Origin of the sequence: Achromobacter dolens, assembly GCF_902859745.1 — a bacterium.
Taxonomy (GTDB): Bacteria; Pseudomonadota; Gammaproteobacteria; order Burkholderiales; family Burkholderiaceae_B; genus Achromobacter; species Achromobacter dolens.
The window spans coordinates 14,045-40,288 of record NZ_CADIJW010000049.1; the positions used below are offsets into that span (position 1 = coordinate 14,045).

At 70.0% G+C, this 26,244-nt stretch carries 29 protein-coding genes; 16 read left to right on the forward strand and 13 right to left on the reverse strand.

The window, feature by feature from the left end; translation table 11 throughout:
* Positions 1-33: 33 nt before the first annotated feature.
* The gene (locus HV783_RS24175; protein WP_175190021.1) at positions 34-399 is read right to left on the reverse strand and encodes a hypothetical protein; all 366 of its coding nucleotides are present in this window, start codon (positions 397-399) and stop codon (positions 34-36) included.
* A gap of 319 nt (positions 400-718) precedes the next feature.
* On the opposite strand from HV783_RS24175, the gene fmdA reads away from it, so the two are divergent.
* Together fmdA and HV783_RS24185 are read left to right on the forward strand one after the other, a co-directional pair.
* The gene (fmdA, locus tag HV783_RS24180; RefSeq protein WP_116791764.1) at positions 719-1,948 is read left to right on the forward strand and encodes a formamidase; all 1,230 of its coding nucleotides are present in this window, start codon (positions 719-721) and stop codon (positions 1,946-1,948) included.
* Between the two features lie 24 nt (positions 1,949-1,972).
* A complete protein-coding gene (locus tag HV783_RS24185; RefSeq protein WP_116791763.1) occupies positions 1,973-2,305 on the forward strand; it encodes a zinc ribbon domain-containing protein in 333 nt (110 codons plus the stop codon).
* A gap of 46 nt (positions 2,306-2,351) precedes the next feature.
* Here the strand turns inward: HV783_RS24185 and HV783_RS24190 are convergent, their stop codons facing one another.
* From HV783_RS24190 to HV783_RS24240, 11 genes are all read right to left on the reverse strand, one after another.
* Positions 2,352-3,098: an ABC transporter substrate-binding protein gene (locus tag HV783_RS24190; protein ID WP_144654838.1), complete on the reverse strand. Its 747-nt coding sequence runs from the start codon at positions 3,096-3,098 to the stop codon at positions 2,352-2,354.
* Positions 3,099-3,250: 152 nt separating this feature from the next.
* Positions 3,251-3,670, reverse strand: a complete 420-nt coding sequence (locus HV783_RS24195) for a copper resistance protein NlpE (protein WP_054415938.1) — start codon at positions 3,668-3,670, stop codon at positions 3,251-3,253.
* Between the two features lie 133 nt (positions 3,671-3,803).
* A complete protein-coding gene (locus HV783_RS24200; RefSeq protein WP_144654839.1) occupies positions 3,804-4,721 on the reverse strand; it encodes an SMP-30/gluconolactonase/LRE family protein in 918 nt (305 codons plus the stop codon).
* 16 nt (positions 4,722-4,737) lie between these two features.
* The gene (locus HV783_RS24205; protein WP_064527807.1) at positions 4,738-5,736 is read right to left on the reverse strand and encodes a Bug family tripartite tricarboxylate transporter substrate binding protein; all 999 of its coding nucleotides are present in this window, start codon (positions 5,734-5,736) and stop codon (positions 4,738-4,740) included.
* Between the two features lie 59 nt (positions 5,737-5,795).
* Positions 5,796-6,746 (reverse strand): Bug family tripartite tricarboxylate transporter substrate binding protein, encoded by a 951-nt coding sequence (locus HV783_RS24210; RefSeq protein ID WP_175190022.1) that lies wholly within the window; start codon positions 6,744-6,746, stop codon positions 5,796-5,798.
* A 70-nt stretch (positions 6,747-6,816) separates the two neighbouring features.
* Positions 6,817-7,887 (reverse strand): cyclase family protein, encoded by a 1,071-nt coding sequence (locus HV783_RS24215; protein ID WP_054502024.1) that lies wholly within the window; start codon positions 7,885-7,887, stop codon positions 6,817-6,819.
* Positions 7,888-7,898: 11 nt separating this feature from the next.
* Positions 7,899-8,846, reverse strand: coding sequence for an NAD(P)-dependent oxidoreductase (locus tag HV783_RS24220; protein WP_054502025.1), 948 nt, complete (start codon positions 8,844-8,846; stop codon positions 7,899-7,901).
* Positions 8,843-9,526 carry an RraA family protein gene (locus tag HV783_RS24225; protein WP_020928512.1) on the reverse strand — a complete coding sequence of 228 codons (684 nt, stop codon included), beginning with the start codon at positions 9,524-9,526 and terminating at the stop codon, positions 8,843-8,845. The genes HV783_RS24220 and HV783_RS24225 overlap by 4 nt, the downstream gene beginning before the upstream one ends.
* A 39-nt stretch (positions 9,527-9,565) precedes the next feature.
* The gene (locus HV783_RS24230; RefSeq protein ID WP_175190023.1) at positions 9,566-10,561 is read right to left on the reverse strand and encodes a Bug family tripartite tricarboxylate transporter substrate binding protein; all 996 of its coding nucleotides are present in this window, start codon (positions 10,559-10,561) and stop codon (positions 9,566-9,568) included.
* Between the two features lie 26 nt (positions 10,562-10,587).
* A complete protein-coding gene (locus tag HV783_RS24235) occupies positions 10,588-11,454 on the reverse strand; it encodes an amidohydrolase family protein (protein ID WP_175190024.1) in 867 nt (288 codons plus the stop codon).
* A 7-nt stretch (positions 11,455-11,461) separates the two neighbouring features.
* Positions 11,462-12,430: a Bug family tripartite tricarboxylate transporter substrate binding protein gene (locus HV783_RS24240; RefSeq protein WP_020928509.1), complete on the reverse strand. Its 969-nt coding sequence runs from the start codon at positions 12,428-12,430 to the stop codon at positions 11,462-11,464.
* A gap of 84 nt (positions 12,431-12,514) precedes the next feature.
* On the opposite strand from HV783_RS24240, the gene HV783_RS24245 reads away from it, so the two are divergent.
* The 8 genes from HV783_RS24245 to HV783_RS24280 all read left to right on the forward strand — a co-directional run bounded on the left by HV783_RS24245 (position 12,515) and on the right by HV783_RS24280 (position 16,897).
* On the forward strand, positions 12,515-13,264 hold the full coding sequence (locus HV783_RS24245; RefSeq protein ID WP_054502028.1) for an IclR family transcriptional regulator: 750 nt from the start codon (positions 12,515-12,517) through the stop codon (positions 13,262-13,264).
* Positions 13,265-13,420: 156 nt separating this feature from the next.
* Positions 13,421-13,816, forward strand: a complete 396-nt coding sequence (locus HV783_RS24250) for a GFA family protein (protein WP_175190025.1) — start codon at positions 13,421-13,423, stop codon at positions 13,814-13,816.
* A 90-nt stretch (positions 13,817-13,906) separates the two neighbouring features.
* Positions 13,907-14,380 carry an OsmC family protein gene (locus HV783_RS24255; RefSeq protein WP_020928506.1) on the forward strand — a complete coding sequence of 158 codons (474 nt, stop codon included), beginning with the start codon at positions 13,907-13,909 and terminating at the stop codon, positions 14,378-14,380.
* Between the two features lie 22 nt (positions 14,381-14,402).
* Complete coding sequence (locus HV783_RS24260) at positions 14,403-15,050, forward strand: glutathione S-transferase family protein (RefSeq protein ID WP_081273637.1); 648 nt, start codon at positions 14,403-14,405, stop codon at positions 15,048-15,050.
* 74 nt (positions 15,051-15,124) lie between these two features.
* Entirely contained in the window at positions 15,125-15,700 is a 576-nt protein-coding gene (locus tag HV783_RS24265) for a GNAT family N-acetyltransferase (RefSeq protein ID WP_064527790.1), read from the forward strand.
* Between the two features lie 61 nt (positions 15,701-15,761).
* Positions 15,762-16,187 carry an isochorismatase family protein gene (locus HV783_RS24270; protein WP_254604017.1) on the forward strand — a complete coding sequence of 142 codons (426 nt, stop codon included), beginning with the start codon at positions 15,762-15,764 and terminating at the stop codon, positions 16,185-16,187.
* A 6-nt stretch (positions 16,188-16,193) separates the two neighbouring features.
* Positions 16,194-16,418, forward strand: a complete 225-nt coding sequence (locus HV783_RS24275) for a DUF3820 family protein (RefSeq protein WP_006385039.1) — start codon at positions 16,194-16,196, stop codon at positions 16,416-16,418.
* Between the two features lie 146 nt (positions 16,419-16,564).
* Complete coding sequence (locus HV783_RS24280) at positions 16,565-16,897, forward strand: hypothetical protein (protein WP_054502033.1); 333 nt, start codon at positions 16,565-16,567, stop codon at positions 16,895-16,897.
* 87 nt (positions 16,898-16,984) lie between these two features.
* On the opposite strand, the gene HV783_RS24285 is transcribed toward HV783_RS24280, so the two are convergent.
* Complete coding sequence (locus tag HV783_RS24285; protein ID WP_175190026.1) at positions 16,985-18,211, reverse strand: MFS transporter; 1,227 nt, start codon at positions 18,209-18,211, stop codon at positions 16,985-16,987.
* Between the two features lie 135 nt (positions 18,212-18,346).
* Between HV783_RS24285 and HV783_RS24290 the strand changes: the two genes are divergently transcribed.
* The 6 genes from HV783_RS24290 to HV783_RS24315 form a co-directional block, all read left to right on the forward strand.
* On the forward strand, positions 18,347-19,312 hold the full coding sequence (locus HV783_RS24290; protein WP_175190027.1) for a GlxA family transcriptional regulator: 966 nt from the start codon (positions 18,347-18,349) through the stop codon (positions 19,310-19,312).
* Positions 19,313-19,378: 66 nt separating this feature from the next.
* Positions 19,379-20,257, forward strand: coding sequence for a helix-turn-helix transcriptional regulator (locus tag HV783_RS24295; RefSeq protein WP_254604019.1), 879 nt, complete (start codon positions 19,379-19,381; stop codon positions 20,255-20,257).
* A gap of 178 nt (positions 20,258-20,435) precedes the next feature.
* Entirely contained in the window at positions 20,436-22,583 is a 2,148-nt protein-coding gene (locus HV783_RS24300; RefSeq protein ID WP_175190028.1) for a TonB-dependent siderophore receptor, read from the forward strand.
* Positions 22,584-22,762: 179 nt separating this feature from the next.
* Complete coding sequence (locus HV783_RS24305; RefSeq protein WP_175190029.1) at positions 22,763-24,895, forward strand: TonB-dependent siderophore receptor; 2,133 nt, start codon at positions 22,763-22,765, stop codon at positions 24,893-24,895.
* Positions 24,896-24,967: 72 nt separating this feature from the next.
* Positions 24,968-25,366 (forward strand): cupin domain-containing protein, encoded by a 399-nt coding sequence (locus HV783_RS24310; protein ID WP_054415903.1) that lies wholly within the window; start codon positions 24,968-24,970, stop codon positions 25,364-25,366.
* Between the two features lie 44 nt (positions 25,367-25,410).
* On the forward strand, positions 25,411-26,244 hold an 834-nt coding region (locus HV783_RS24315), incomplete at its 3' end, for an MFS transporter (RefSeq protein ID WP_254604020.1).

Here is a 26,244-nt window from a genome sequence, read left to right on the forward strand (position 1 = left end):
GCGGGGGCCTGGCCCCGCTGCGCGGCCGTCCCTTCATTCCTTCATGTAGGGGCCGCAGGTATTGATCCACGCGGTCTTGAGCGCGGCCAGGTCGTCGGGCCGGTCCTTCATTGCGCGCACGGTCTTGTCGGGAAATTCCCCGCCGTCGCGCACGCATTGCTCGTAGTCATCGACCAGCTCGAACTCCATGTCCAGCAGGTCCAGCCGACCCTGGCACAGCGGCGCGTTCAGCTCCTGCCAGTTGGCGGTCTCGCGTCCCTTCTGCACGTTCACCGCTTCCTGGTAGCGGGCGGCGCTGGCGTCGAACCGCGCCACGCATTCCTTGGCCGCGTGGGCGGCGCCCGGCGGCAGGACACAGGCGAGCAGGAGCAGGATGGGCAGGGGGCGGATCGGGATCATGGACGGGGCTTCCGGCGCGGCGGGGCCGCGCAATGCAATGGGCGGATCATAACTGCCGGACGAGTCGTCACTCGCGCCGTATTCTTTTTTCCTGTTTCCCGGTAGTGGGAAACGCGCGTGTCAGCGAGTTCGCCAGCGGCGGGCGCGCGCCCTGCGCGGCCGCATGCTGCATGGAAAACCAGTATGGCAATCAATGCAAACGCGTCTACCATCGTTCACACGTCAAGGAATCGAAGATCCAATCCCCACATGCGAAATTGGACGCGCCTTCCAGCTTAAGTTCTGTTTTATCAACACGTTGCGTTGGAGATGAAAGAGAATGACCGATACCCTCATTCAGGTCGACCTGACCCAGTCCCCCTACGAGAACAAGCAGATCCACAACCGCTGGCATCCGGATATCCCGATGGCCGTCTGGGTCAAGCCCGGCGATGATTTCATCCTGGAGACCTACGACTGGACCGGCGGCGCCATCAAGAACGACGACAGCGCCGACGATGTGCGCGACGTCGACCTGTCCACCGTGCATTTCCTGTCCGGCCCCGTCGGCGTCGAAGGCGCCGAGCCCGGCGACCTGCTGGTGGTGGACCTGCTGGATATCGGCGCCAAGCCCGACAGCCTGTGGGGCTTCAATGGCTTTTTCAGCAAGAACAACGGCGGCGGTTTTCTCACCGACCATTTCCCCCATGCGCAGAAATCCATCTGGGATTTCCACGGCATGTTCACCTCGTCGCGGCACATCCCGGGCGTCAGCTTCGCCGGCCTGATCCATCCCGGCCTGATCGGCTGCCTGCCCGACAAGAAGCTGCTGGACACCTGGAACCAGCGCGAGCAGGCGCTGATCGACACCAACCCGAACCGCGTGCCGCCGCTGGCCAATCCGCCGGCGCCCAAGACGGCGCACATGGGCGCGCTGCAAGGGGCCGAGCGCGAGCGCGCGGCGGCAGAGGGCGCGCGCACCGTGCCCCCGCGCGAGCATGGCGGCAACTGCGACATCAAGGATCTGTCGCGCGGCGCGCGGGTGTTCTTCCCGGTCTACGTCAAGGGCGGCGGCCTGTCGGTGGGCGACCTGCATTTCTCGCAGGGCGACGGCGAGATCACCTTCTGCGGCGCCATCGAGATGGCCGGCTGGGTGCACATGCGCGTCACGCTGATCAAGGGCGGCATGGACAAGTACGCCATCCGCAACCCGATCTTCAAGCCCAGCCCGATCACGCCGGCCTACAAGGACTTCCTGATCTTCGAGGGCATCTCGGTGGACGAGGGCGGCAAGCAGCACTACCTGGACGTGAACGTGGCCTACCGCCAGGCCTGCCTGAACGCCATCGAATACCTGAAGAAGTTCGGCTATTCGGGCGCGCAGGCGTACTCGATCCTGGGCACGGCGCCGGTGCAGGGGCACATCAGCGGGGTGGTGGACATTCCCAACTCCTGCGCCACGCTGTGGCTGCCGACCGAGATCTTCGATTTCGACATCCAGCCCTCGGCCTCCGGGCCGATCAAGCACATCAAGGGCGGCGTCGACATGCCCTTGTCGCGCGACCGCTGAAGCGCCCGCGCCAAGGAGACCGACATGCCCATGTATGACTACGCTTGTGCCGACTGCGGCGAGTTCGCGGCGCTGCGGCCGCTGGCGCAATGGCGCGATCCAGCCGATTGTCCGCGCTGCGGCGCGGCGTCGAACCGCATCGTTGGCGGCGCGCCCGCGATCTCGGCGCTGTCGTCGGCCGTCAACCGCGCCCATGCCGCCAACGAACGCAGCGCCAACGAGCCGCGCAGCTCGCGTTCGGGACACGGCATGAATTGCGGTTGTTGCGCTGGCGGACGCAAGTCCGGCAGGACCCGCGCCACGGCCGACGGCGCCAAGTCCTTCGCCGGTGCGCGGCCCTGGATGATCAGCCACTGACGCCGGCTGCGCGCAATCAAGCGAGGCGGCCGCCTCGCTTTTTTTCTTACTGCGGCGCGGCTTCCAGCGGCGCCACGGCGGCGCCCTGGATCTTGTGGCGCGCCAGCGCCTCGGCCACGAAACCGCTTTTCTTCATGGCTTCGACAAAGGCGGCCAGGTAGGCGCTGGCCTTGGCGCCACGGCTTTTGGGCACGCCCATGGCCTGGCGGATCAGCATGAAGTGGCCGTCCAGCAGGCGCAGGCCGCCCAGGCGCTGCGCATCGGCTTGCAGTTGCTGTTTGACGCCGGCGGCCACTTCCATGTTTTCCTTGACGAAGGTGTCGACCACCGCGGGCGAGGTGGGCGCGCGGAACAGCTCGGCGTGCTTGATTTCGCGCGTCAGGTACAGATCATAGGCGCTGCCCTTGCCGACCACCACGCGCTGGCCGGCGCGGTCCACCTCTTCCATGCGGGTGATGGGCGAATCGTCGCGCACCAGGTAAGCGCCCTCGATCACCACATAGGGCGCGGTGAAGGCGATCTGCTCGCCGCGCAGCGGATCGATCGCGAAAAAGCCCACGTCGGCCTGCTCGGCGGCGACCGCGTTGACCGATTCGCCGGCGGACTTGAACACCACCAGTTCCAGCTTCACGTCGAGCCGGCGGGCCAGTTCCGTGGCCAGGTCGACCGACACGCCGCCGGGCGCGCCGGTGTCGGGATGGGTGTTGGCCAGGATCGGGTTGCCCAGGTTGATGGAGGCGCGCAGCGTGCCCGTCGGGGCAAACGCGTCGAGCAGTTCGTGATCGGTCTTCATGGATCTTCCTTCCTCGAGGGACGCCGCCGGTGTCGCGGCGGCGCGGCATGTGCAGCCCAGAGAATAGCCGCAAGCGAGGCGCTTGCGTGTCGCTGGCGGCGCCGACGGCAGGGCGCGGGGCCCGCCGCCGGCGCGCGGCCGGTGACGCCGCGCTATTGCGCGCGGCGCAGCACGTAGTGCGGCGCCAGCGGACCGGTGGGGCGGGTGCCGTCGCGGTACAGCATGATCACCTGGTTCTCGGCGACGAAGTAGCGCTGGCTGTCGCCGGAGGCGTCCAGCCGGATGGTGCTGCCGTCGGATTCCCAACTGAAGGTGCCGGCCACCGCTTCAGGCTGCGGCTGGCGATCCAGGTATTGCGTGGTGCGCTCGTAGCGGCCGTCCTTCATCAGCGTCAGCCGGGTGCGGATGCCGGGGCAGTCGGCGCAGGGCAGGGTGCCCTCGTAGCTGCCGGGCCAGTCCAGCGAGTCGCGCGCCGTGTGGTTGTCCACGGGCACGGCGGCCGTGTGTCGGGAAGGGGCGCAGCCGGCAAGCAGGGCGACTGTCAGGGTGCAGGTCAAGGTGGTTTTCATCATGGCGAGCTCCTGTGTTGCGGTGCGTCCACGATACGGACGCACGCCCATCCTTGCTGAAACGGGATGTAAAGGCAAGCGCGGCGGGCCCGTCGCGCAGGCGCGGGATCCCGCCGGGCCAGGAACCCGGAGCGCGTCAGCGCGGGGCCGCGGCCAGCAGGCCCGGATGGGGCGCGCGGGCGGTCAGGATGGTGCCTGTCACCGACTCGGTGCAGAACAGCGTGCGGCCATCCTCGCCGCCAAAGGCGAGGTTGGTGGTCGACATGCCCTTGGGGCTGCGCCAGACGATCAGCGGTTCGGCGCGATGGTTGAGCAGCCACACGTAGCCCAGCCCCGGATTGCAGACCAGCAGGTTGCCTTCGCGATCCACCGCCAGGCCATCCGGGCCGCTGGGGCCGTAAGAGGTGAAGAACTGGCTCACCTTGCTGACGCTGCCGTCCGCCATCAGCGGCACGCGCCAGACGCAGTTGCCGCGCGTCACCGCCAGGTACAGCACCTTGCCATCCGGCGACAGCGCCACGCCATTGGGGCTGGGGATGTTGTCGAGCAGGCAGTCGAGCTGGCCGCCGGGACGCAAGCGGTACAGTCGGCCGCTGGGATCGTGCAGGCCGCTCTGGCCCTGGTCGGTGAAGTAGATATTGCCCTGCGCATCGAGGGTCAGGTCGTTCACGCCCTTGAAGCGCTCGCTGTTGCGCCGGGCCAGGTAGGGCGTGACCTGGCCGCTGGCCACGTCCAGGACCATCAGGCCATTCTTGTAGTCCGTGATCAGCAGTCGGCCGTCGTCCAGGAACTTCATGCCGTTCGGTTCGCCGTCGTATTCGGTCACCAGGGTCCACTGGCGGTCGGACCCGATGCGGAACACCCGGCCCCAGGGGATGTCGGTGACGTACAGATTGCCGTGGCGGTCGAACACCGGGCCTTCCAGGAACGAATCGACCGGCGCCCCGGCGCGGTTGGCGTCGGCCCAGTCGCTGCGCTGGAGGCGGCGGAAAGCGTCGGGCATGGCGCTCCATGCTTCGAAGGGCGCCACCTCGGGCGGTTGCAGGAAAAACATGGCGTCTCCTCGGTGTCTATTTGGCGTCGTAGCCGATGCTGCGCGCGACGTTGCCCCACATCACGTTGCTGTCGGCCAGGATGCGGCCGAATTCCGCCGCGTCGGCGGCGCGCGGCTCGGCGCCCATCTTGGTGGCGAAGGTCTGCATTTCCTCCGACGCCATGGCCTTGGCGACCTCGCGTTGCAGGCGTTCGGTGACTTCCGGCGGCGTGCCTTTGGGCGCCCACAGGCCGGTCCAGTTGACCACGCCGAAATCCTTCACGCCAGCCTGCGCGAATGTCGGCACGTCGGGAAGCACCGCCAGCCGCTTGGCGCCGCTCACGGCCAGCAGGCGCAACTGTCCGCCCTGCGCCGGGCCCATCAGGCCGGTGGTCGAGGCGAACTGGAAGTCGATCACCTTGCCCAGCACCGCCTGCGTGGCTTCGGCGGCGCCCTTGAACGGCACGTGCATGAATTTCACGCCCGTCGCCCGCGCCAGCCCTTCGGCGGCGAAGTGCGGCGTGGTGCCGGCGCCGCCCGAGCCGTACGTCACCGAGTCGGGCTTGGCGCGCGCCCGCGCCACTAGGTCGTCGAGCGTGCGATACGGGCTGTCGGCCGCCACCGCCAGCGCCATGGGCGCGAAGATGAAGGCCGTGACCGGCTGCAGGTCCGCCGCCGGATCGAAGGGCAGTTTCTTGAAGATGTGCGGCAGCAGCGAATAGGTGGTGTCGTTGGCCACCAGCGTGTAGCCATCGGCCGGCGCGCGGGCCACCTGGCTGACGCCGATGGTGCCGGTCGCGCCGGGCTTGTTCTCCACCACGAAACTCTGGCCGGTCTGCGTCGACAGCATCTGCGCGACCTTGCGCGTGGCCACGTCGACCGCGCCGCCCGGGCCGTAGGGCACCACGATCCGCACCGGGCGGCTGGGCCAGGCGTCCGCGGCATGGGCAACGCCGCCCGCCAGGAGTGTCGCGGCGGCCGCGACGAGCAGCGCGGTGCGCCGGGGGGAGAAGCGGGTGCGATTACGGTGATTCATTTGTCGTCCTCTGTTTTTATGCGGGAATGTCATTCGGCCTTGAGTCCTCGCAGGCCGCGTCACTCCTTGTGGATGCCGGCATCGGCCAGGATACGGGCCGAACGTTCCATCTGGTCGTCGATGAAGGCGCGGAATTCGGTGGCGGTCGAGCCCACCGGCTGCGCGCCGAGGTCCTGCAGGCTGTGGCGCAGCGCCGGGTCCTGCAGCGTGGCGCGCAGCGCCTGCTCGATGCGCGCGGCCACCTCGGGCGGCACGCCGGCCGGCGCCAGCACGCCGTTCCACTCGTACACCGAATACTGCGGCACGCCGCTCTCCGCGACGGTGGGCAGGTCGGGCAGCGCCGCGATGCGCTCGGGCGATGTGACCGCCAGCGCGCGCAGCTTGCCGCTCTTGACCAGCGGGTAGGACGCCGCCATGTTGCTGAACATCATATCGATCTGGCCGCCCATCAGGTCGGTCAGCGCCGGCGCGCCGCCCTTGTAGGGGACGTGGGTGAGTTCCAGCTTGTTGCCCTGCGCGTACCAGGCGGCGGCGATGTGTTGCGCGGTGCCCTGGCCGGGCGTGCCGAACGTCAGGTGGCCCTTGCGCGCGGCGGCCGTGAGGTCCTCGATGCGCTGGTAGGGCGACTGCGCCGGCACCACCAGGAGGTTGGGCGTCAGGCTGATCAGCGAGATCGGCAGGAAATCCCGCCGGCTGTCGTAGCTGAGTTTCTTGTAGAGCGAGGGATTGATGGCGAACGCCGTGGCGTCGTAGAGCAGCGTGTAGCCATCGGCGGCGGCATGCGCCACGCTGGCCGCGCCGATGGTGCCGCTGGCGCCGGGCTTGTTCTCGACCACCACGGTCTGGCCCAGGCGCGCGCCCAGCTTCTGGGCCACCAGGCGGGCCTGGGCATCGGCGGCGCCGCCGGCGGAATAGGGCACCACCAGCTTGAGCGCGCGGTCGGGGTAGTCGGCGGCGGCCACGCTGGCGCAGAACGCAAGCGCCAGGGGCAAAAGGCGGAACAGTTTCACGAGATTGTCTCCTTGTGGAAAGCGCGCCGCCTGTGCCGGCGGCTGCGCCTGGTTGGTTTTTTTCAGCGTTTCAGACCGTGGCGATGGGCGTGGCCGGTGAGCCGGCCGCGCCCGGCAGGCGCAGCGGGGGCGCGGTCAGCAGGAAGCGGTGGCGCCCGTTGGCGCGCAGCCAGCGCGCCAGCGGCGTCAGCCACCACAGTTCACCCAGGTGGATGCCGTTCTTGAACAGGCAGTGCTCGTGCAGCGGCAGGCGCGGGCGTCGCAGCGGCGTGGCCGCGCCCCCCAGGGCCACCGGCCGCACCAGCTCGACGGCGGGGTTGTCGGCGATCAGGCAGGCCAGGCGCGCGTCGACGATCCAGCGCAGCAGGCGCGCGTCGTCGCCGTCCAGGCCGCTGCCGGTGGCGTGCAGGTGCGCGACATCGGGCTGGCGGTTCATCGACATCAGCGTGTCGCCGAAGCCGGTGTGCAGGCACACCATGTCGCCCGGCTCGATGGCCACGCCGTCGGCCTCCAGGATGCGCATCAGCGCGTCGTAGCCCACGGCGGCGCGCGTGCGGCCGACATGGGCCTCCAGGTCGATCAGCACGGCGCGGCCCTGCACGCCATGTTCGGCCAGTTGCTCGATGCCGAGCGCCCCGGCGCGGGGGCCGGGAAAGCGGGCCCAGTCGGCCACGGCCTGCGGATCCTCCGCGGCCGCGACGATTTCGGCGCCGGCCCGAAAGCCGTTGTAGAACACCGCCTCGGCCTGCCCGTCGCCATCGGCATCGAACCGGCTGCCCATGTGCGCCAGGCTGTCCCACTGCGTGGAATACTGCGTATTCATCAGCAGCACGTCGTCGCACACCACATCGGTGAGCAGCGGATCCTCCGACGCATAGGACCAGCAAAAGCCCTGGGCGCCCGCGCTCTTGCCATCGCGCAGCGTGGCGTAGCGTTGCGGCGGCAGGCGCCGCGGGTTCAGCGCCATGCCACCCGGCACGTCCAGCGGCAGCGACAGGCAGAACGTCAGGCCCTCGCGGACTTCCGCGATGCCCTGCAGCACCTTGGCGCGGTCCACCAGGTTCATGCGGCCGCGCTGGTCGTCGGGGCCGAATTCGCCCCAGTTGCTGTCCGGCGGCGCATGCTTCCATCGTTGCGGCATGGCGCGGCTCCTCAGGCGGGGGCGGCCGCGCGGGCCAGCACGTCCAGGGCATTGCGCGCGGCGGCCACGCCCATGTTGACGTAGGCGGCGCTGGTCACCCCGCCGACGTGCGGGCTCAGGAGAATGCGCGGCTCCTGCTGGAAGGGGTGGCCGGCCGCCATGGGCTCGACGGCGAAGCTGTCCAGGCCGGCGGCGCGCACCTGGCCCGAGCGCACCGCCTGCAGCAACGCGTCTTCGTCGACCAGGCCGCCGCGCGCGGTGTTGACCAGGACTACGCCGGGCTTGCACTGCGCCAGCGTCGCCGCGTTGACCATGCCGCGGTTCTCGTCGGTCAGGGGGCAATGCAGCGACACCACGTCGGCCTCGCGCCAGATCGCGTCCAGCGGCACGCTGGCGATGTACTCGGGCAGATCGCGCGCGTAGGGATCGAAGCCGATCACGCGCATGTTCATGCCGTGCGCCATGGCGGCCATGCGCCGGCCGATGGCGCCCAGGCCCACCAGGCCGATGGTCTTGCCGTCCAGCTCCAGGCTCTTGTGCGTCGACTTGTCCCAGTGCCCGGCGCGCATGCGCCCATCCAGGCCCACGACCGATTTGGCGCAGGCCAGCAGCAGCGCCAGGGCATGCTCGGCCACGGCGGCGGCGTTCACGCCCACGGCGGCCACGACCTGGATGCCGCGCTGGGCGGCGGCGGCCTTGTCGATGGTGTCGGTGCCGCTGCCGTGCTTGGAAATCACGCGCAACGCGGGCGCGGCGTCCATGGCGGCGGCGCCCACCTTGCTGTAGCGCACGATGATGGCGACCGGGTTGTGCTCGCGGCACAAGGCCACGATTTCCTCTTCGGCGGGCGTCTTGCCGGCAAACACCAGATTGAAATCCTGCAGCAGCGCGATGGCTTCCGGGGCCAGGTCGGCCGCGGTCACGACGATGGCGGCCTTGCCTGTGGCGGTCTTGTTCACAGCGATTCCCCTTCCTTGAGCACGCCGGCGGCGCGCAGCGCCGCCGACAGCCACTTGGCCTCGGTGTCGCCGGCCTGGATCGCGGCGATGCGCGCGGCCTCGTCGCGCACCTTCTTTTCGGCGGCCGGCAGCAGGCCTTCGATTTTCTCGCGTTCGACCACCACCACGCCGTCGGCGTCGCCGATGACGAAGTCGCCGGGGTACACGGTCACGCCGCCGACCGACACGGGATGGCCGATGCGGCCGGGCACGTTCTTGGTGGGGCCGTTCGGGTTGGTGCCGGCGGCGAACACCGGATAGTCCATTTCGATGATCTCGACGCTGTCGCGCGCCGCGCCATCCATCACCACGCCGGCGATGCCCAGCTTGCGGCAGGCGTTCATCATGATGGTGCCCATCAACGCCGAGCTGAGGTCGCCCTTGCCGTCGATCACCAGCACGTCGCCCGGCTTGGCCAGGGAAATCGCGGCGTGGATCATGAGGTTGTCACCGGGGCGCACCTCCACCGTCAGCGCCGTGCCGGCCAGCTTCATGCCCGGATGCAGCGGGCGGATGCGGCCGCTGAGCGCGCCGCGGCGGCCGGCCACGTCGGCCAGGATGGCCGGTTGCAGTGCCGCCGCGCGGCGCACGATGTCGGCGCCGACGCGCGGGAAGTCCTTGATGATGTCCTGGTTTGCCATGAGTGTTCCTGTGAAGAAGGAGAAAGTCGGGAGGGCGGGTCAGGCCGGCTTGATGCCGGCATCGCGGATGACCTTGCCCCATTTGTCGAAGTCCGCCCTGCGGGTGGTGTCCAGGGCCTGCGGCGTGCCGCCGGCCAGCGTGATGCCGAGCTGCTCGGCCAGCGTCGTGAGCGCCGGGCTCTGCAAGGCGCGTCCGATCCCGGCGTTGAGTCGGGCGATGACGGGCGCGGGCGTGGCGGCGGGGGCGAACACGGCCTGCCATTGCTCCACCACGAAATCGCTGAAGCCGGCCTCGGCCATGGTTGGCACCCGCGGCAAGGCCGGCAGACGCTGCGCCGACGTGGCGGCGAGCGCGCGCAGCGCGCCGGTCTGCACGTGCGGCAACGCGGCCGCCGCGGGAATGAAGGCGAATTGCACCTGCCCGGCCAGCGTGTCCTGCAGCGCGGGCGTGTCGCCCTTGTAGGGCACGTGCAGGAACCGCGCGCCGCTCTTTTGCTGCAGCAGTTCGCCCTGCATGTGCAGGATCGTGCCCGTGCCGCCCGAGGCATACGCCAGGCTTTGCGGCGCCTTTTTCGCGGCCGAGATCAGGTCGGCGACCGTGTGGAACGGCTGGTCCTTGCCCACCACCAGAAGATGGGGAATGGTGCCGATCATGATGACGGGGGCGAAGTCCTCCACCGGGTCATAGGTCAGCTTGCCGAGCACGTGCGGCGCGATCGCCTGGGGCCCGATCGAGGTGCCCAGCAGCGTCAGGCCGTCCGGCTCGGCGCGCGCCACGCGGGCCGCGCCAATGGTGCCGGTGGCGCCGGGACGGTTGTCGACGATCACGCGCGTGGCCAGCAGCGCATCCAGTTGCTGCGCGATGGCGCGGCCCAGCACGTCGGTGCTGCCGCCGGCCGGATAGGGCACCACCCAGGTGATGGTCTTGCCGGCGGGCCAATCCTGCGCGGCGCGCGCGCTGAAGGCCGCGCCCGCCGCCACGGCCGCGCCAAGCGCGAGGAAGCGCCGGCGCGAGAGCGAATAAGAGGTCTGCATGGGTTGTCTCCGTGTTGTTCTGGTATTCATGCCGCAAAGCCGTACAGGGCCGCCGGGTTGTGCACCAGGACCTGGCGCAGCCGGGCGCTGCCGGCCCATTCGGCCAGCCGGTCGAGCTGGCGCGCGTCGTCGGGCATGGGCTGCATGCCGGCCGACGCCGAGGCGTGGGGCCAGTCGCTGCCCCAGACGATGCGTTCGGGATTGGCGTCGAGATAGCCGCGGGCCAGCGCGTCCAGCGCGGGATCCTCGACGCTGTGGCGCGGGCTGACGAGGTAGCCGCCCGACAGCTTGAGCCAGGCGCGGCCCTGGCCGAGCAGGCGCAGCACCAGGGCATGGGCCGGATGCGCGTCGGCCTGCGCCGGGCTGATGCGGGCCATGTGATCGAACACGACCGGCGCGGGCAGGGCCGACAGCAGATCCTCCAGTTGCGCCAGCCGCTCGGGCGGCATCAGCAACTGCACATGCCACCCGAGCGGGGCGACCCGCGCCGTCAGCGGCAGCACCTGGTCGATGGTGCTCGTCACCCCCAGCGAAAGGTTGAGCCGGATGCCGCGCACGCCGGCGTCATGCAAGGCTTGCAGTTGCGCATCGCTTTCGCTGCCGTCGATCACGGCCACGCCGCGCGCCTGCCCGCCCAGTTGGGCCAACGCATCGAGCATGGCGCGGTTGTCGGCGCCATAGGTCGATGGCGTGACCAGCACCGCGCGCTGGGTGCCAAGGCGGGCCTGGATCGCGCGGTACTGTGCCATGGACGCGTCCGGCGGCAGCAGCCTTGCGCCCTTCACCGCCGGGTAGCGGGCGTCATACGCGTGGATGTGGCAGTCGCACGCCCCGGGCGGGGCGGCGGTGGCCGGCCTGGCGTCGCCGCTGGAGTAGGCGTAAAGGGCAGCCACGGCCGGATCACTCCACCTTCGCGCCCGAGTCCTTGACGATCTTGCCCCAGCGGATGCGGTCGTCGTGGATCAGCTTGGCGAACGCTTCCGGGGTGTCGGTAAGCACGCGCGCGCCCTGTTCCTGGTACTTGACGCGCAGCTCCGGCGTCTGGAGCGCCTTGTTGAACTCGGCATTCAGGCGCTGCACGATGTCCTTGGGCGTGCCGGCCGGCGCGGCCAGGCCGAACCAGGTCACGGCCTCGAAGCCGGGGAAACCGCGCTCGGCAATGGTGGGCACGTCGGGCATGTCGGGCACGCGCTGCGCCGAGGTCACCGCCAGCGCCCGCATCTTGCCGTTGCGCACGTGGCCGATGAGCGTCGGCACGGACGACAGGTACATGTCGATCTGTCCGCCGATGAGATCGTTGGACGCCTGCGCCGCGCCCTTGTAGGGGATGTGCGTGAGCTGGATGCCCGCCGCGTTCTGCAATTGCACCGCCGCCAGGTGGGCCACCGTGCCGTTGCCGGAACTGGCGAAGTTCAAGGCCCCCGGCTTGGCCTTGGCCGCCGCGATCATGTCCTCGAAGGTCTTGAGCGGCGAGTTGGCCGGCACCACGATCACCAGCGGCGCGTCGGCCACCAGGCCGATGGCGGTGAGGTCCTTCTCGGGGTCGTAGGGCAGCTTGGCGTACAGCGTCGGGTTGATCGCCAGGTTGCTGGTCTGGCCCAGCACCAGGGAATACCCGTCCGGCGCCGACTTGGCGACGGCGTCCACGCCGATGTTGCCGCCCGAGCCGGGGCGGTTTTCGGTGACGATGTTCCAGCCGGTGTTGCCAGCCACCTTGATCGCCGCTTCGCGGGCCAGCACGTCGGTGCCGCCCCCGGGCGGGAACGGCACGATCAGCCGGATGGGTTTGTCAGGGTAGCCCTGGGCGGCGCCCAGGCTGGTCATGCACATCAGGGCCAGGCCCGACAGCAAGCGTGCGAACGGCTTCATGTTTTGTCTCCGATATTTGTTTTTGATGGAAGGAATTGTCGGAGGATGTTCCGTCCAATACAATACGAGTTCATACAGCGGAACATGTTTCATATGACGAACGATGACCTGCCTCCGGAATCCACCGACGCGCCGAGCGAAGAGGGCGTCGTGGCCGTGCGCCGCGCGATGCGCATCCTTGAAGCCTTTGGCGTGGAGGATCCGCATCTGTCGCTGGCGGAACTGAGCCGGCGCACCGGCTGCCATCGCTCCACCGTGCTGCGGCTGGCGCGCACCCTGGCCATGGACGACTACCTGGCGCAGCGGCCCGACGGCACCTGGCGCCTGGCGCGCGCCGCCGGCTGGCTGGGCGCGTGTTACCAGGCCACCTTCAACATCGTCGAGGTGGTCCAGCCGATCCTGCGCGAGCTGTCGGCGGCAACCGGCGAAAGCGCGACGTTCTACGTGCGCGAAGGCAAGCAGCGCATCTGCATGGCGCGGGTCGAAGGCCCCAGGTCGATCCGGCACCACGTGCGCGTGGGCGCGGCCCTGCCGCTGGAGCTGGGCAGCCCCGGCCGCGTGCTGCTCGCCTTTTCCGGCGAACCGGGCGAACCCTATGAGTCGGTGCGCCGCGCCGGCTACATGGTGTCGCTGGGCGAACGCGATCCCGAGGTCTCCAGCATCTCCGCGCCGGTCTATGGCATCAATTGGGCGCTGCAGGGGGCGGTGTGCATCTCGGGGCCGATTTCGCGCCTGGGCGAAAGCGTGCTGCATGAACTGAAGGAGCCGATCCTCGCCGCGGCCAGTCGCCTGTCGCGCTCGCTGATGGGCGCGCGGCAAGGGCAGGGCGCCTGACGCGGCTGCGGCGGCCGGCCAGGCCTTGCGCCGTGGCCGCGCATGTCCGCCGCCGCCCGCCATCCTGGCCGTATCGGCGTGGCGCGCCAATCAGGCCCGCGCTACGCTCATCGGTGGGCCCGCGGCATCGTGCCGCGGGCGCGAAGGAGCCTCATCATGCAAGGAAGCTGTCTGTGCGGCGCCGTGGCCTACCAGGCGGACCGCCTGGCCGGGCCCATCGTCCATTGCCATTGCGTCACCTGCCGCAAGGCGCACGCGGCCGCGTTCGCCTCGACCGCCCGGGTGGCGCGCGCGGATTTCCGCTGGACCCGTGGCGTGGACGCGCTGGGCGCCTATGAATCGTCGCCCGGCAAGATCCGCCACTTCTGCACCCGCTGCGGCGCGCACCTGATGGCGCACTGGGTGGCGCAGCCGCAGGTCATCCTGCGCGTGGCGACGCTGGACGACGATCCCGGCGCGCGGCCGCTCGCGCACATCCACACCGCGCACGACGTGCCGTGGCTCGATCATGGGCCGGGCGTTCCGTCCTATCCGGACACCATGCCGGGATAGCGCGCGCCGCCGTCCCGTTTCCGGCGCGTGGCGCATGCGCTACGCTAGCGATCTTTGCGCGCCGGCGTGGCGCGCCGCGAGGAAGCCGCAATGAAAGGCGAACACCATTACGACGTCGGCGTGACCTGGACCGGCAATACCGGCAAGGGCACCGCCAGTTACACCGCATATGCCCGCGACCACGTGATCCAGTCGCCGGGCAAGCCCGATATCGCCGGCTCGGCCGATCCCGCGTTCCGCGGCGACCCGGCGCGCTGGAATCCCGAGGACCTGTTGGTGGCCTCGCTGTCGGCCTGCCACAAGCTCTGGTATCTGCATCTGTGCGCGGTCGAGAACATCATCGTCACAGCCTACCGCGACGACGCCCACGGCGTCATGCGCGAAGACCCCGAGCGCGGCGGCGCCTTCGCCTCGGTCACGCTGCGGCCCGAGGTCACCATCGCCGCGGGCGGCGATGCCGGACTGGCCGAAGCGCTGCACGCCCGCGCCCATCATTTCTGCTATATCGCCAATTCGGTGAACTTCCCGGTGCTGTGCGAGCCGCGCATCGTCGTGGCCGGCTGACACGGGAGGACAGGCCATGACCCTGCCGACGATCTGGGGCCGGCGCAGTTCGTTCAACGTGCAGAAAGTGCTTTGGCTGGCGGGCGAACTGGGCCTGGCCTACGAACACATTCCCGCCGGCGGACAATTCGGCCTGCTCGATACGCCGGATTTCCTGCGCATGAACCCGCATGGCCGGGTGCCGCTGCTGCGCGATGGCGACACGGTGGTGTGGGAGTCGCACGCGATCCTGCGTTACCTGGCCGCGCGCCATGGCGCCGAGGCCTTCTGGCCGGCCGATCCGGCGCGCCGCGCGCGCGCCGACGGCTGGATGGACTGGGCCCAGACGGCGTTGCAGCCGGCATTCCTGTCGGGCGTGTTCTGGGGCTACTACCGCACCCCCGAGGCGCAGCGCGACCTGCCCGCCATCGCGCGCAGCCTGGCCGCCACCCATGCCTGCCTGCGCCAGCTCGACGCGGTGCTGGCCACGCAACCCTATCTGGGCGGGCAGGCCCTGACGCTGGCCGACATTCCCGCCGCCACCGCGCTCTACCGCTACTACGAGCTGGACATCGCCCGCGAGCCCCTGGCGCACGTGCGGGCCTGGTACGACCGCCTGCGCGAGCGTCCCGCCTACCGCGAGCACATCATGGTGCCTTTCAGCGAATTGAAGGGGCGGCTGGATTTCTGACGGGCGCGGGCCTGTTAATCTGTTCCTGGCCGGCGCGAGCGCACCGGCCCATCCTTTGCCACGTAGCCCTCTTCATGTTCCTGCCTCTTTCCGACTGGCCGCGGCGCGCGCCCGAACTGGGTATCGCCGGTCTGCGCCTGCGCCCGCTGCGCGACACCGACGCGGCCGATTGGCATGCCTACCTGCGCGACGACAACGTAACCCGCCACACCAGTTGGCAACTGGACGGTCCGGATGCGCTGGCGTCGCTGATCCAGGGCTATGCCGACCCCGCCGCCAGCCATTGCGTGCGGCTGGCCATCGTCGAGGCCGACGACCGCCTGATCGGCACCATCGGTTTGAACGAGATCGCGCCGGGCGCGCGCCGCGCCGAAATCGCCTATGACCTGGCGCCTTCGCACTGGCGCCGCGGCATCGCCACGCAGGCCTGCGAAGTCGTGTCCACGTGGGCCTTGCAGACGCTGGGGCTGGCGCGGGTGCAGGCCACCGTGCTGGATACCAATACGGCGTCGGCCGGCGTGCTGGAGCGCTGCCGCTTCCACCGCGAAGGGCTGCTGCATCATTACCGGCAGGTGCGCGGCGAGCCTCGCCATTTCTGGATGTACGCGCGCATCTGGCCGCCCCCGCTGGTGGGCGCCGAATGCGGCTAGGCTTGCTTTCCCACGCCGCGCGCCCGGTGGGGCCGGGCCGCCATTTCCTTTCGCGAGAACCATGACTTCCGCTTTGATTGTGATCGACGTGCAACGCGCGCTGTTCGAAACCACGCCCGAGCCGGCCGATGCCGGCGCCGTGCTGGCGCGCATCAATGACCTGGCCGGGCGCGCCCGCGCCGCCGGCGCGCCGGTGATCTACGTGCAGCATGAAGCGCCCGGCGGCAAGCTGGCGCATGGCGAGCCCGGCTGGCAGCTCGACACGCGTTTGCGTCCCGCCGATGGCGATGTGCGGGTGCGCAAGACCACGCCAGATTCCTTCCTGCGCACCGGCCTGGACGATGCCTTGTCGCGGGCGGGCGCCACGCATCTGGTGGTGTGCGGCTACGCCAGCGAGTTCTGCGTCGATACCACCGTGCGCCGCGCCGCGGCGCTGGGCTATCCGGTGACGCTGGCGGCCGACATTGGCTTTGGCCAAGCGAGGTAGCGGCCCATGGATCCCGAACTGCTGCAGTTGCTGGTGACGCGCACCATGCCTTTCGGCAAGTACCAGGGGCGCCTCATCGCCGACCTGCCGGGGCCGTACCTGGCCTGGTTCGCGCGCAAGGGTTTTCCGCCGGGAGAACTGGGGCGCCTGCTGGCGCTCATGCACGAGCTGGACCACAACGGCCTGTCGTCCCTGCTGGCGCCCTTGCGCCAGCCGCCGGCGGCGCGCTGAACGGCGCCGGGGAAACCGCAAGAAACAAATCTCGCGGCTGGCGTAGCGTCTTGGCACGCCCCGCGGGCGCGCGTGGGGCTACGATAGACCGGCGCGTCACCGGGCGGGGTATCTGGCCCGGGCGCGACCAACAAAGAGAGGTCGTCATGAAGAAACTCCCGTTCACCGCCGTCCTGCTGGCCCTGGCCTGCCTGGGCGGCGCGGCCCAGGCGCAGAACGCGGCGCCGGTCACGCAGGAATTCCAGTATCCCAGCCAGCGCTCCAAGGACGGCAGCCTGTCGCCGCCGTCCACCTTGCGCATGACCGTCACGCCCGACCCGAATGCGGCGCCGGCCGTGATCCGCGACACGCCCGAGAGCCAGGCGCAATACGTGCGCTGCCGCGAGGTCTCGGACCGCGCCGCCGTCTCCAACGCCCAGATGCAGGCCGGCGTCGCCCAGTGCCTGCGCGAACTGGAGCAGCGTCGCCAGCAGCAGTAGGCGCCGCGCCCGCCGGGCTTGATCCGGCAGGGCAGCGTCAGGTCGGGCTCGGTCAGGCCAACCCGCTTCAGGCAGGGCCTGGCCTGGTCAGGCCGGGCCGGCTGCCGTGGCGGCCCTGGCCGATCCGCGCGCCCAGTGCCGGGTCATCAGGCCGGCGGCAAGCACCACCGGCAGCATGGCGGCATTCAGCGCCTCCCAGCCAAACGCGTCCAGCGCCGGACCGGCCGCCAGCGTCGCCACCGCGGTGGCCGCGTAGCGCAGCATTTCGGCCGCGCCTTGGGCGCGGGCCCGCTCGGAGGGACGGTACGACTGCGCCAGCAGCGTGGTGCCGCCGACGAACATGAAATTCCATCCCACGCCCAGGCAGAACAGCGCCGCGTAGAACGCCGGCAGCGATGGCGAGGCCATCGCGATCAGCGCGCAGGCCACGTTCAGCAGCATGCCCGCGCCCAGCACCCTGGGCAGGCCGAAGCGCTGGATCAGCGCGCCGGCGAAGAAGGCGGGCGCATACATGCCGACCAGATGCCACTGCATGATGTTGGCGCCGTCGCCGATGCTGTGGCTGCACGCCACCGCCGCCAGCGGCGCGGCCGTCATGATGAACATCATCGACACCGATCCCACCACGTTGTTGGCCAGCGCGGCGATGAACACCGGCTGGCGCGCCACCGCCCGCAGCGGGCGCGCCGGCAGTCCGCCCTGGACTTCGCCCGCGGCCACGGGCGCCTCGGTATCGCGGTAGAAGCCGAACAACAGGGCGGCGGACAACAGCGCCAGCAGCGCCACCATCAGGTAGGCGCCGGCAAACGTCACCGGCGCGAACAGGTCGCGGCTCCAGGCCGCCAGCGCCGGCCCGGCGATCGCGGCGATGACGCCGCCGGTCATCACCACCGAGATCGCGCGGCTCTTGGCGGCCGGCTCCACCGCGTCCGCCGCCGCCAGCCGGTAGTACTGCGCGAACGCCTGGAACACGCCGACCAGCGCGGTGCCCGCGCAGAACGCCCAGAAATCGGCATGGAACACCGCCCACACCGAGATGCCGCCGCCCGCCGCGCCCGCCAGGGCGCCCAGCGCGAAACCGTTGCGGCGGCCGATGCGCTGCATCAGCAGCGAAGCGAACCAGGTGACCACGGCGCCGGCGACGGTGATCAGCGCGAACGGCAGCGTGGACAGCGCCTTGTCCGGCGCCAGCATGTGGCCGGTCAGCGCGGTCAGGGTCAGGTCGATGGAGATGGCCGCGATGAACAGGCCCTGGCACAGGGCCAGGATGCGGGCGTTGCGGCGGCCCGTGGCGGGCGAGGGCGAGGAAGGCATGGGAAGAAAAAGAGAGCGGGGGTTTGACAGACCCCACTGTATCGACGCAGACTTTGGCGTGAATGACATAATTACCTCAAAAAACGCCAAACCCGAGCGCCAACCCCCAGCCCCCACCCTGAACCCCAGTCCGTCATGACCCACCACGTCGCCTTCCTGCTGGTGCCCGATTTTCAGTTGCTGGACATGTCCGGCCCGGCCGCGGTGTTCCAGACCGCCGGCCGTTTCGCGCAGACCGCCGCCGGCCCCGCGTATGCGGTGCACGTCGTCTCCGAACACGGCGGCCCGGTGCGCAGCTCCTGTGGCATCGGCGTACAGACGGTGTCCTGGCACGGCACGCCCGCCGATACCCTGGTGGTGCCTGGCGGGGAGGGCGCGCGCGCCGCCGCCGTCACGCCCGCCCTGCGCGCCCGCCTGCTGGCGCAGCGGCAGGCGGGCCGGCGCCTGGCCAGTGTCTGCACCGGCGCCCTGGTGCTGGCGGGCGCGGGCCTGCTCGACGGCCGCCGCGCCACCACCCATTGGCGCCATGCCGCAATGCTGGCGCGCGAGCATCCGGGCGTGCGGGTCGAGCCCGACCGCATCCATGTCCGCGACGGCGATACCTGGACCTCGGCCGGCATCACCGCCGGCATCGACCTGGCGCTGGCGATGGTGGAGGCCGACCTGGGCGCCGAACTGGCGGCCACCACCGCGCGCGAAATGGTGGTGTATCACCGCCGCTCGGGCGGCCAGTCGCAGTTCTCGGCCCTGCAGGACCTGGCGCCCGACAGCGAGCGCATGCGCGCGGTGCTCGAACATATCCGCGCCAACCTGGGCGCGGCCCTGACGGTGGAGCATCTGGCCGAGGTGGCCTGCGTCAGTCCGCGCCAGTTTCTGCGCAGCTTCAAGGCCGATACCGGCGAAACCCCCGCCAAGGCGGTCGAGCGCATCCGCGCCGAGGCGGCGCGGGCCTGCATCGAGGCTGGCGACGACAGTATCGACAGCGTGGCGCGGCGCGTCGGTTTCATGGACAGCGAACGGATGCGGCGCGCCTTCCTGCGGGTCTACGGCCAGCCGCCCCAGGCGCTGCGCCGCGCCGCGCGCAACGCCGCGTTGGCATGAGCGGGGCGAAAACGGTAATAATAGTCACTCTCAATAAAGCATCGGGCCCCGGACGGGCCCGCGACCGTGACCGCTTCTCACCCCGAACTCGATTGGGCCGTTCCGGCCGCCACGCCCGCCATGTCGCTGGCCGGCGGCACGTTGCGCTTCGAGCGCGGCGAACGGGTGCTGGAAGACCTGGCGCCGGGCCTGAAGCTGGTGCTGGTGCTGGACGGCGAGCTGCGCTACCGCGTGTCGGGCGCGCCGGCCGCCCAGGTCAGCGGGCCGTTGCTGCACCTGAGCCTGTGCCGCGATCCGCTGCGCATGGAACACGAATTCGGCGCGCGCCGGTCGCTGCGCTTCGTGTCGCTGCGCACCTCGCTGGAACACCTGCGCGAGTCCTTATCCCTGGAGCCGGCCGACATCGCGGGCCTGTTGCGCGCGCCGCGCGACGGCGCACCCTATGCCGACGCCAATTTGCGGCTGGCCGCGCCGCTGCAGGCCTTGGGCCGGCAGATGCTGGCCTGCCCCATGCAGGGCGCGCTCAAGCGCATGTACCTGTCCGCCAAGGCGCTGGAGCTGACCGCGCTGGCGCTGGGCGCGCTCCAACCGGCGCCGGCCGCATCGACCCCGGGCGGACGGTCACGCGCCGACGTTGAACGCCTGCACCACGCGCGCGATCTGCTGCTGGCCGATCTTCAGCATCCCCCCACGTTGCCCGAGCTGGCGCGCCGTGTCGGCGTCAACGTCAACAAGCTCACCACGGGCTTTCGCCAGTTGTTCGGATGCAGCGTCTATGCCTGCGTGCGCGAGCAGCGCATGGCGCAGGCGCACGCGCTGCTCGCCGCCGGCGAGATGAGCGTATCGGAGGCCGCCTATGCCTGCGGTTATACGGATTCGCATTTCAGCAAGGCCTTCCAGAGGCGTTACGGCGTGCTGCCGCGCGCGCTGATCCGCGGCCGCTGACCGCGCCGCCGGTTGTCGGCGTTCTGGCCCCACCCGTCGCGCGGGATCGCGCGCATGCCGATGCGCGTTCGCGCCCGCGCGGTTTCCATGGCAAGAGTCTTACAAACGCCTGCGCGTTGCGGTTTCTCCTCGAAATTGTATGAGAATAATTCTCAGTATTAACGAAGGAGAAGTACCCATGCGCTCTAGGTTCGGGAACAACGCGCGGCGCGCGCGGTTGGCGCGTCAATGGCCGCTCTGGCTGGCGGTGGCGACGGGGCCGGCGCTGGCCGAAGGCACCCAGGAGCCCACGGGCGCCGCCACCTTGCCCGCGGTCACCGTCAGCGGCGAGCGCGAGGCCGGCGCCGCGCAACAGCCGACGCTGGGCAAGCTGCCCTTGAGCGTGCGCGAGACGCCCCAATCGATCTCCGTGATCGGCCAGGAACAGATCCGCCAGCAGAACCTGCACACCCTGGACGACGTCATGCGGCACGCCACCGGCATCACGGTGCAGCCGCACCATCACCTCACCACCGGCTACTACGCGCGCGGCTTCCAGATCGAATCCTTCGAGCAGGACGGCGTGCCGGCCATGATGGGCAACCGCGCCGCCGCGCCGGAAGACATGGCCATCTACGAGCGCGTCGAGATCCTGCGCGGCGCCAACGGCCTGTTGCACGGCGCCGGCAATCCCTCTGCCACCGTCAACCTGGTGCGCAAGCGGGGGCAGCGGCAATTCGCCTTCGGCGGAGAACTCAGCGCCGGCAGTTGGGACAACTATCGCGCCGAAGTCGACCTGGGCGGACCGCTGAACGACAGCGGCCGCGTCCGCGGCCGCGTCGTCGGGGTCATGGCCGACCGCGGCTTCTTCTATGAAAGCGCGAACGAGAAGACCGGCCTGTTCTACGGCACTGCCGAGGTCGACCTGGGCCCGGACACCGTGCTGTCGGCGGGCCTGCTGCACAGCCGCGTGCGCTCGCATCCGCCGCCCAGCATGGGCGGACTGCCGCGCTACAAGGACGGCGCGCCGATCGGGCTGCGGCGCTCGGTCAATCTGGAGTCCGCCGGCAGCCGTTCCGACTGGAACACGACGCGCGTGTTCGCGGACCTGGACCACCGCTTCAGCCAGGGCTGGCGTGCGCGGCTCAGCGTCGATCATCTTCGCTCCGATTCCGAGATGAAGTACCTCACCGTCAACGGCGGGATCGACCGCGCGACGGGCCTGGGCGCCAAGCTGTCGGGAGGAGGCATCAAGTACGACAACAGCCAGACCAGCATCGACGCCTACGTCAGCGGCCCGGTCGAACTGTTCGGGCGGCGCCACGAGCTGCTGTTCGGCGCCAATTCACTGCGGACTTCGTACGAGAACCTGAATGCCGATGTCACCAGCCCTCAGTTGAACATGCCGATGGACGTGTTCCACTGGCATCCGCGCGATGTGCCCGACTACGACATCGGCCCCTACAAGTCCGCGAGCATCAATCGCGACCGGGAGCAGGGCGTGTACGGCATGGGCCGCTTCTCGCTGGCCGATCCGCTGACGCTGGTGCTCGGCGCGCGCATGGACTGGAGCCGGCTGGAAACGCCCAAAGCGAGCCAGCGCACCAACGCCAGATTCACGCCCTATGGCGGCCTGATCGTCGACCTGGACCGGCAGTGGTCGCTGTATGGCAGTTACGCGCAGGTATTCATGCCGCAAATCGACCAGCTCGATCGCGACGGCCAGCCGCTCGATCCGGTCACGGGCACCAACACCGAGGCCGGCGTCAAGGGTGAACTGTCGGACGGCGCGCTCAACGTGTCGCTGGCGCTGTTCCAGATCCAGCAAAAGAACCGCGCCCAGGCCGACCCGTCGGTGGTGTGCGCGGGCCGACGCTGCCCCTCGGTCGCCGGGGGCGAGGTCCGCAGCCGCGGCTTCGAGGCCGAGGCCGCCGGCGCCATCACGCCTTACTGGACGGTGGCGGCGGGCTACACCTTCAACACCACCAAGTACATGGTGGACACGCGCGCCAGCGGCCAACCCTATGCCAGCTTCACGCCCAGGCACATCTTCCGCCTGTGGACCGAGTACGCCCTGCCGGCGCTGGAGCGGCGCCTGAGCATCGGCGGGGGCGTACAGGTGCAATCGGGCTTTTACAACGTGGCCAAGACCATCACGCTGCGCCAGGGCGGCTACGCGCTGGCCGACATGCGCGTGGCCTATCGCGTCGACAAGCACGTCACGGTGGCGCTCAACGCCAACAACCTGTTCGACCGCGTCTACTACCAGCGCCTGAACGATGCCAACTGGACCAACTACTACGGCGAGCCGCGCAATTTCATGCTGACGGTGCGCGCCGAGTATTGACCGTCGTCATCGCATGAGACGGCCGCGCGCGTCGCATGGCGCGCGCCGGCCGCCTCGGCCCGCCCGGTAAAAAACTTCCGCAATCGCCAGCGAGACTTCCGCAATCGCCAGTGGCGCGCCACGTCGCTCTCTAGAATGGTTTGAGAATAATTCTCAGTAACCGGGAAAGAGGAACGGCGGTGCGATCAAGGTTCAGGAACAGGGCGGCACGGCCGCGCAAGGGTGCGGCGCGCCATTGGCCGGTGTGGCTGGCATTGACGGCGGCGGGGCCGGTGGCGGCGCAAGCGTCCGACGATGCCGCGACCTTGCCGGCGGTCACCGTCAGCGGCGAACGCGACGCGACCGCGCCGGCGCCCACGATGGGCAAGCTGCCCTTGACGGTGCGCGAGACGCCGCAGTCGATCACCGTGATCGGCCAGGAACAGATGCGGCAGCAGAACCTGCAGAGCCTGGATGACGTCATGCTGCACGCCACCGGCATCACGGTGCAGCCGTACCAGTTGCTGACCACGGCCTACTATTCCCGCGGCTTCAAGGTCGATTCGTACGAGCAGGATGGGGTGCCGGTGCTGATGGGCAACATGGCCGCGTCGCCGCAGGACATGGCGGTGTACGAGCGCGTCGAGATCCTGCGCGGCGCCAACGGCCTGCTGCATGGCGCCGGCAATCCCGCCGCCACCGTCAACCTGGTGCGCAAGCGTCCGCAGCGCGAGTTCGCCTTCAGCGGCGCGGTCAGCGCTGGCAACTGGGACCGCTACCGCGCCGAGGCCGACCTGGGCGGCCCGCTCAACGCCAGCGGCAGCGTGCGCGGCCGTCTCGTCACGGCCTTTGAAGACCGCGGCTATTTCTACGACGTGGCGGACCAGAAGTCGGCGCTGTTCTACGGCATCGGCGAGGTCGACCTGGGCCCGGACACGGTACTGTCGGCCGGGCTGCAATACCAGCGCATCCGCTCCACCACCAACATGGCGGGCGTGCCACGCTACAAGGATGGCGGCGACATCGGCCTGAAGCGCTCGACCTACCTGGACGCGGCCTGGGACCGCTTCAACTGGAACACGACGCGCGTGTTCGCCGACCTGGAACACCGCTTCGGCCAGGGCTGGAGCGCCAAGCTCAGCGCCAACTACCTCACCGCCGACAGCAACCTGAAGTACGCCGGCGCCTATGGCGCGATCGACCGCCAGACTGGCCTGGGCTCGGCGCTGATGGGCGGCGCCTACAAATTCGACAACACCCAGGCCAGCGTCGATGCCTACGTCAGCGGCCCGGTGGAGCTGTTCGGCCGGCGCCACGAGCTGCTGGTCGGCGGCAATGCGCAGCGCACCACGACCGAGCAGTACACCGGCCAGTTGACGCCGGCGCTGCGCGTGCCAGTGAACGTGTTCGACTGGGATCCGCACAGCGTGCCGGAGCCGGGCGTCGGCCCCTATACCTCGCCGGGCGAGACGCGCGCGCGCCAGCAGGGCGTCTACGGCATGGGCCGCTTCTCCCTGGCCGATCCACTGACGCTGGTGCTGGGCGGCCGCATGAGCTGGTGGAACCAGGACGCGCCCGGTTCGCGACAGCGCATCGACCCCGAATTCACGCCCTACGGCGGGCTGATCGTCGATCTGGACCGCCAGTGGTCGCTGTACGGCAGCTATGCCGAGGTGTTCCAGCCGCAGACCCAGCTCACGCGCGACGGCCAGGGGCTGGACCCGGTCACCGGCACCAACTACGAGGCCGGCATCAAGGGCGAACTGATGGACGGCGCGCTGAACGTATCGCTGGCCGCGTTCCAGATCCGCCAGAAGAACCGCGCGCAGCAGGATCCGGCCTGGCCCTGCGTCGGCCAGAACTGCTACTACGTGGCGGGCGGCGAGGTGCGCAGCCGCGGCTTCGAGGCCGAGGCCAGCGGCAGCATCACGCCGTACTGGACGGTGGCCGCGGGCTACACCTTCAACACCAGCAAGTACCTGACCGACACGCAGGCGGGCGGCCAGCCCTTCGCCAGCTTCACGCCCAGGCACATCTTCCGGCTGTGGACGAACTATGCGCTGCCGACGATGCAGCGGCGCCTGAGCGTGGGCGGCGGCCTGCAGGTGCAGTCCGGCTACTCGACCGTGTCGGGCCCGGTCACGCTGCGCCAGGGCGGCTATGCGCTGGTCGACCTGCGTCTGGCCTATCGCGTCGATAAGCACCTGACCGCGGCGCTGAACGTCAACAACGTGTTCGACCGCGGCTATTACCAGAGCCTGTCGGGCACGGCCTGGAACAACCGCTACGGCGAGCCGCGCAACGTCATGCTGACCCTGCGCGCCGAGTACTGAGCGGTGTGCGATCGATGGACGGCGCAGGCGCGCCGTCCATCCGTTTTTTCAAGGAGAGACAACGTGGCTGCAATGACGCCCGTGCCAGTGTTCGACTGGCTCGATCATTTCATGGCGCTGGCTGGCGATGGCGGCATGCGCGACATCGGCAGGCTGCGGCGCCTGGCGCCGCACGAAGGCTGGCTGGTCGGCATCAAGGCCGCGGCCAGCGACGCCGACGTGCACGGCGATGTCTGGGAACGCCATCCCGCCGGCGAGGAAATGCTCTGTGTGCTGGAAGGCAGCGTGGTGCTCACGCTGATGGACGAGGCCGGCGCCGAGACCGATGTGCTGTTGGACGCCCGGCGCGGCGCCGTGGTGCCGCGCGGCATCTGGCACCGCCTGCGCGTGGCCTGTCCGGCCCGCATCCTGTTCGTCACGCCCGGGCAGGGCAGTGAACACCGCCGCGTGGGCGCGGCAACGCAAGCTTGAAGGAAATCGACGTGAAGCAAACCGCGAATGCGCGCCTGTTCGTCATGATCGGCGCGCTGTATTTCTCCCAGGGCATTCCGCTGGGCGTGGCCATGGAGGCATTGCCCACGCTGCTGCGGCGCGACGGCGCGCCCCTGCACGCGCTGGCCTGGCTGCCGCTGGTGGGGCTGCCCTGGGTGCTGAAGTTCCTGTGGGCGCCGCAGGTCGACAACCGCTGGCGCGCCGCGCTCGGCCGGCGCCGTAGCTGGATTCTTCCGATGCAGGCCGTGGTGCTGGCCTGCCTGGTGGCGGTGGCCATGACCGGCATCGCCGCCGCCAGCGCGCCCTGGGTGGTGGGCCTGATGGCCCTGGCCTCGCTGGCCAGCGCCACCCAGGACATCGCCACCGACGGCCTGACCGCCGAGCGCTTCGATGGCCAGGCGCTGGCGCGCGCCAACGCCGTGCAGGTCGGCGGCACCATGGTCGGCTTTTTCGCCGGCGGGCCGGGCTGCCTGGTGCTGGCGGGGTGGCTGGGGCAGGGCGTTGCGCTGACGCTGCTGGCGGCGGTGGTGGCCTTCAGCCTGCTGATGGCGCTGGGGTGGCGTGAAGCCGCCTTGCCCGCGCCCGCCGCCGCGCCGCGGCGCGCCACCCTGGCGCGCTTCGCGCGCCGGCCCGGCGCCTGGGCGCTGGTGCTGGCGGCGTTCCTGGCGGCCATGACGGCGGTGGCGGGCTATGGGCTGTCCAAGCTGTTCCTGGTGGACGCGGGCTGGCCGGTGGAGGCGGTGGGGCGACTTGGCATGGCGGGGGGCGCGGTGACCGTCTTGCTCGGCTGCGGCGGCGGCGCCTGGCTGGTGGGCCGCATGGGCGCACGCGGCGCGCTGGCCCTGGGGCTGGCGGCG

Coding starts and splice junctions, on each gene's coding strand:
- HV783_RS24175 (WP_175190021.1), bottom strand. CDS start 399: ATGATCCCGATCCGCCCCCTGCCCATCCTGCTCCTGCTCGCCTGTGTC.
- fmdA (WP_116791764.1), top strand. CDS start 719: ATGACCGATACCCTCATTCAGGTCGACCTGACCCAGTCCCCCTACGAG.
- HV783_RS24185 (WP_116791763.1), top strand. CDS start 1,973: ATGCCCATGTATGACTACGCTTGTGCCGACTGCGGCGAGTTCGCGGCG.
- HV783_RS24190 (WP_144654838.1), bottom strand. CDS start 3,098: ATGAAGACCGATCACGAACTGCTCGACGCGTTTGCCCCGACGGGCACG.
- HV783_RS24195 (WP_054415938.1), bottom strand. CDS start 3,670: ATGATGAAAACCACCTTGACCTGCACCCTGACAGTCGCCCTGCTTGCC.
- HV783_RS24200 (WP_144654839.1), bottom strand. CDS start 4,721: ATGTTTTTCCTGCAACCGCCCGAGGTGGCGCCCTTCGAAGCATGGAGC.
- HV783_RS24205 (WP_064527807.1), bottom strand. CDS start 5,736: ATGAATCACCGTAATCGCACCCGCTTCTCCCCCCGGCGCACCGCGCTG.
- HV783_RS24215 (WP_054502024.1), bottom strand. CDS start 7,887: ATGCCGCAACGATGGAAGCATGCGCCGCCGGACAGCAACTGGGGCGAA.
- HV783_RS24225 (WP_020928512.1), bottom strand. CDS start 9,526: ATGGCAAACCAGGACATCATCAAGGACTTCCCGCGCGTCGGCGCCGAC.
- HV783_RS24230 (WP_175190023.1), bottom strand. CDS start 10,561: ATGCAGACCTCTTATTCGCTCTCGCGCCGGCGCTTCCTCGCGCTTGGC.
- HV783_RS24240 (WP_020928509.1), bottom strand. CDS start 12,430: ATGAAGCCGTTCGCACGCTTGCTGTCGGGCCTGGCCCTGATGTGCATG.
- HV783_RS24245 (WP_054502028.1), top strand. CDS start 12,515: ATGTTTCATATGACGAACGATGACCTGCCTCCGGAATCCACCGACGCG.
- HV783_RS24250 (WP_175190025.1), top strand. CDS start 13,421: ATGCAAGGAAGCTGTCTGTGCGGCGCCGTGGCCTACCAGGCGGACCGC.
- HV783_RS24255 (WP_020928506.1), top strand. CDS start 13,907: ATGAAAGGCGAACACCATTACGACGTCGGCGTGACCTGGACCGGCAAT.
- HV783_RS24265 (WP_064527790.1), top strand. CDS start 15,125: ATGTTCCTGCCTCTTTCCGACTGGCCGCGGCGCGCGCCCGAACTGGGT.
- HV783_RS24270 (WP_254604017.1), top strand. CDS start 15,762: ATGACTTCCGCTTTGATTGTGATCGACGTGCAACGCGCGCTGTTCGAA.
- HV783_RS24275 (WP_006385039.1), top strand. CDS start 16,194: ATGGATCCCGAACTGCTGCAGTTGCTGGTGACGCGCACCATGCCTTTC.
- HV783_RS24280 (WP_054502033.1), top strand. CDS start 16,565: ATGAAGAAACTCCCGTTCACCGCCGTCCTGCTGGCCCTGGCCTGCCTG.
- HV783_RS24285 (WP_175190026.1), bottom strand. CDS start 18,211: ATGCCTTCCTCGCCCTCGCCCGCCACGGGCCGCCGCAACGCCCGCATC.
- HV783_RS24290 (WP_175190027.1), top strand. CDS start 18,347: ATGACCCACCACGTCGCCTTCCTGCTGGTGCCCGATTTTCAGTTGCTG.
- HV783_RS24300 (WP_175190028.1), top strand. CDS start 20,436: ATGCGCTCTAGGTTCGGGAACAACGCGCGGCGCGCGCGGTTGGCGCGT.
- HV783_RS24310 (WP_054415903.1), top strand. CDS start 24,968: ATGACGCCCGTGCCAGTGTTCGACTGGCTCGATCATTTCATGGCGCTG.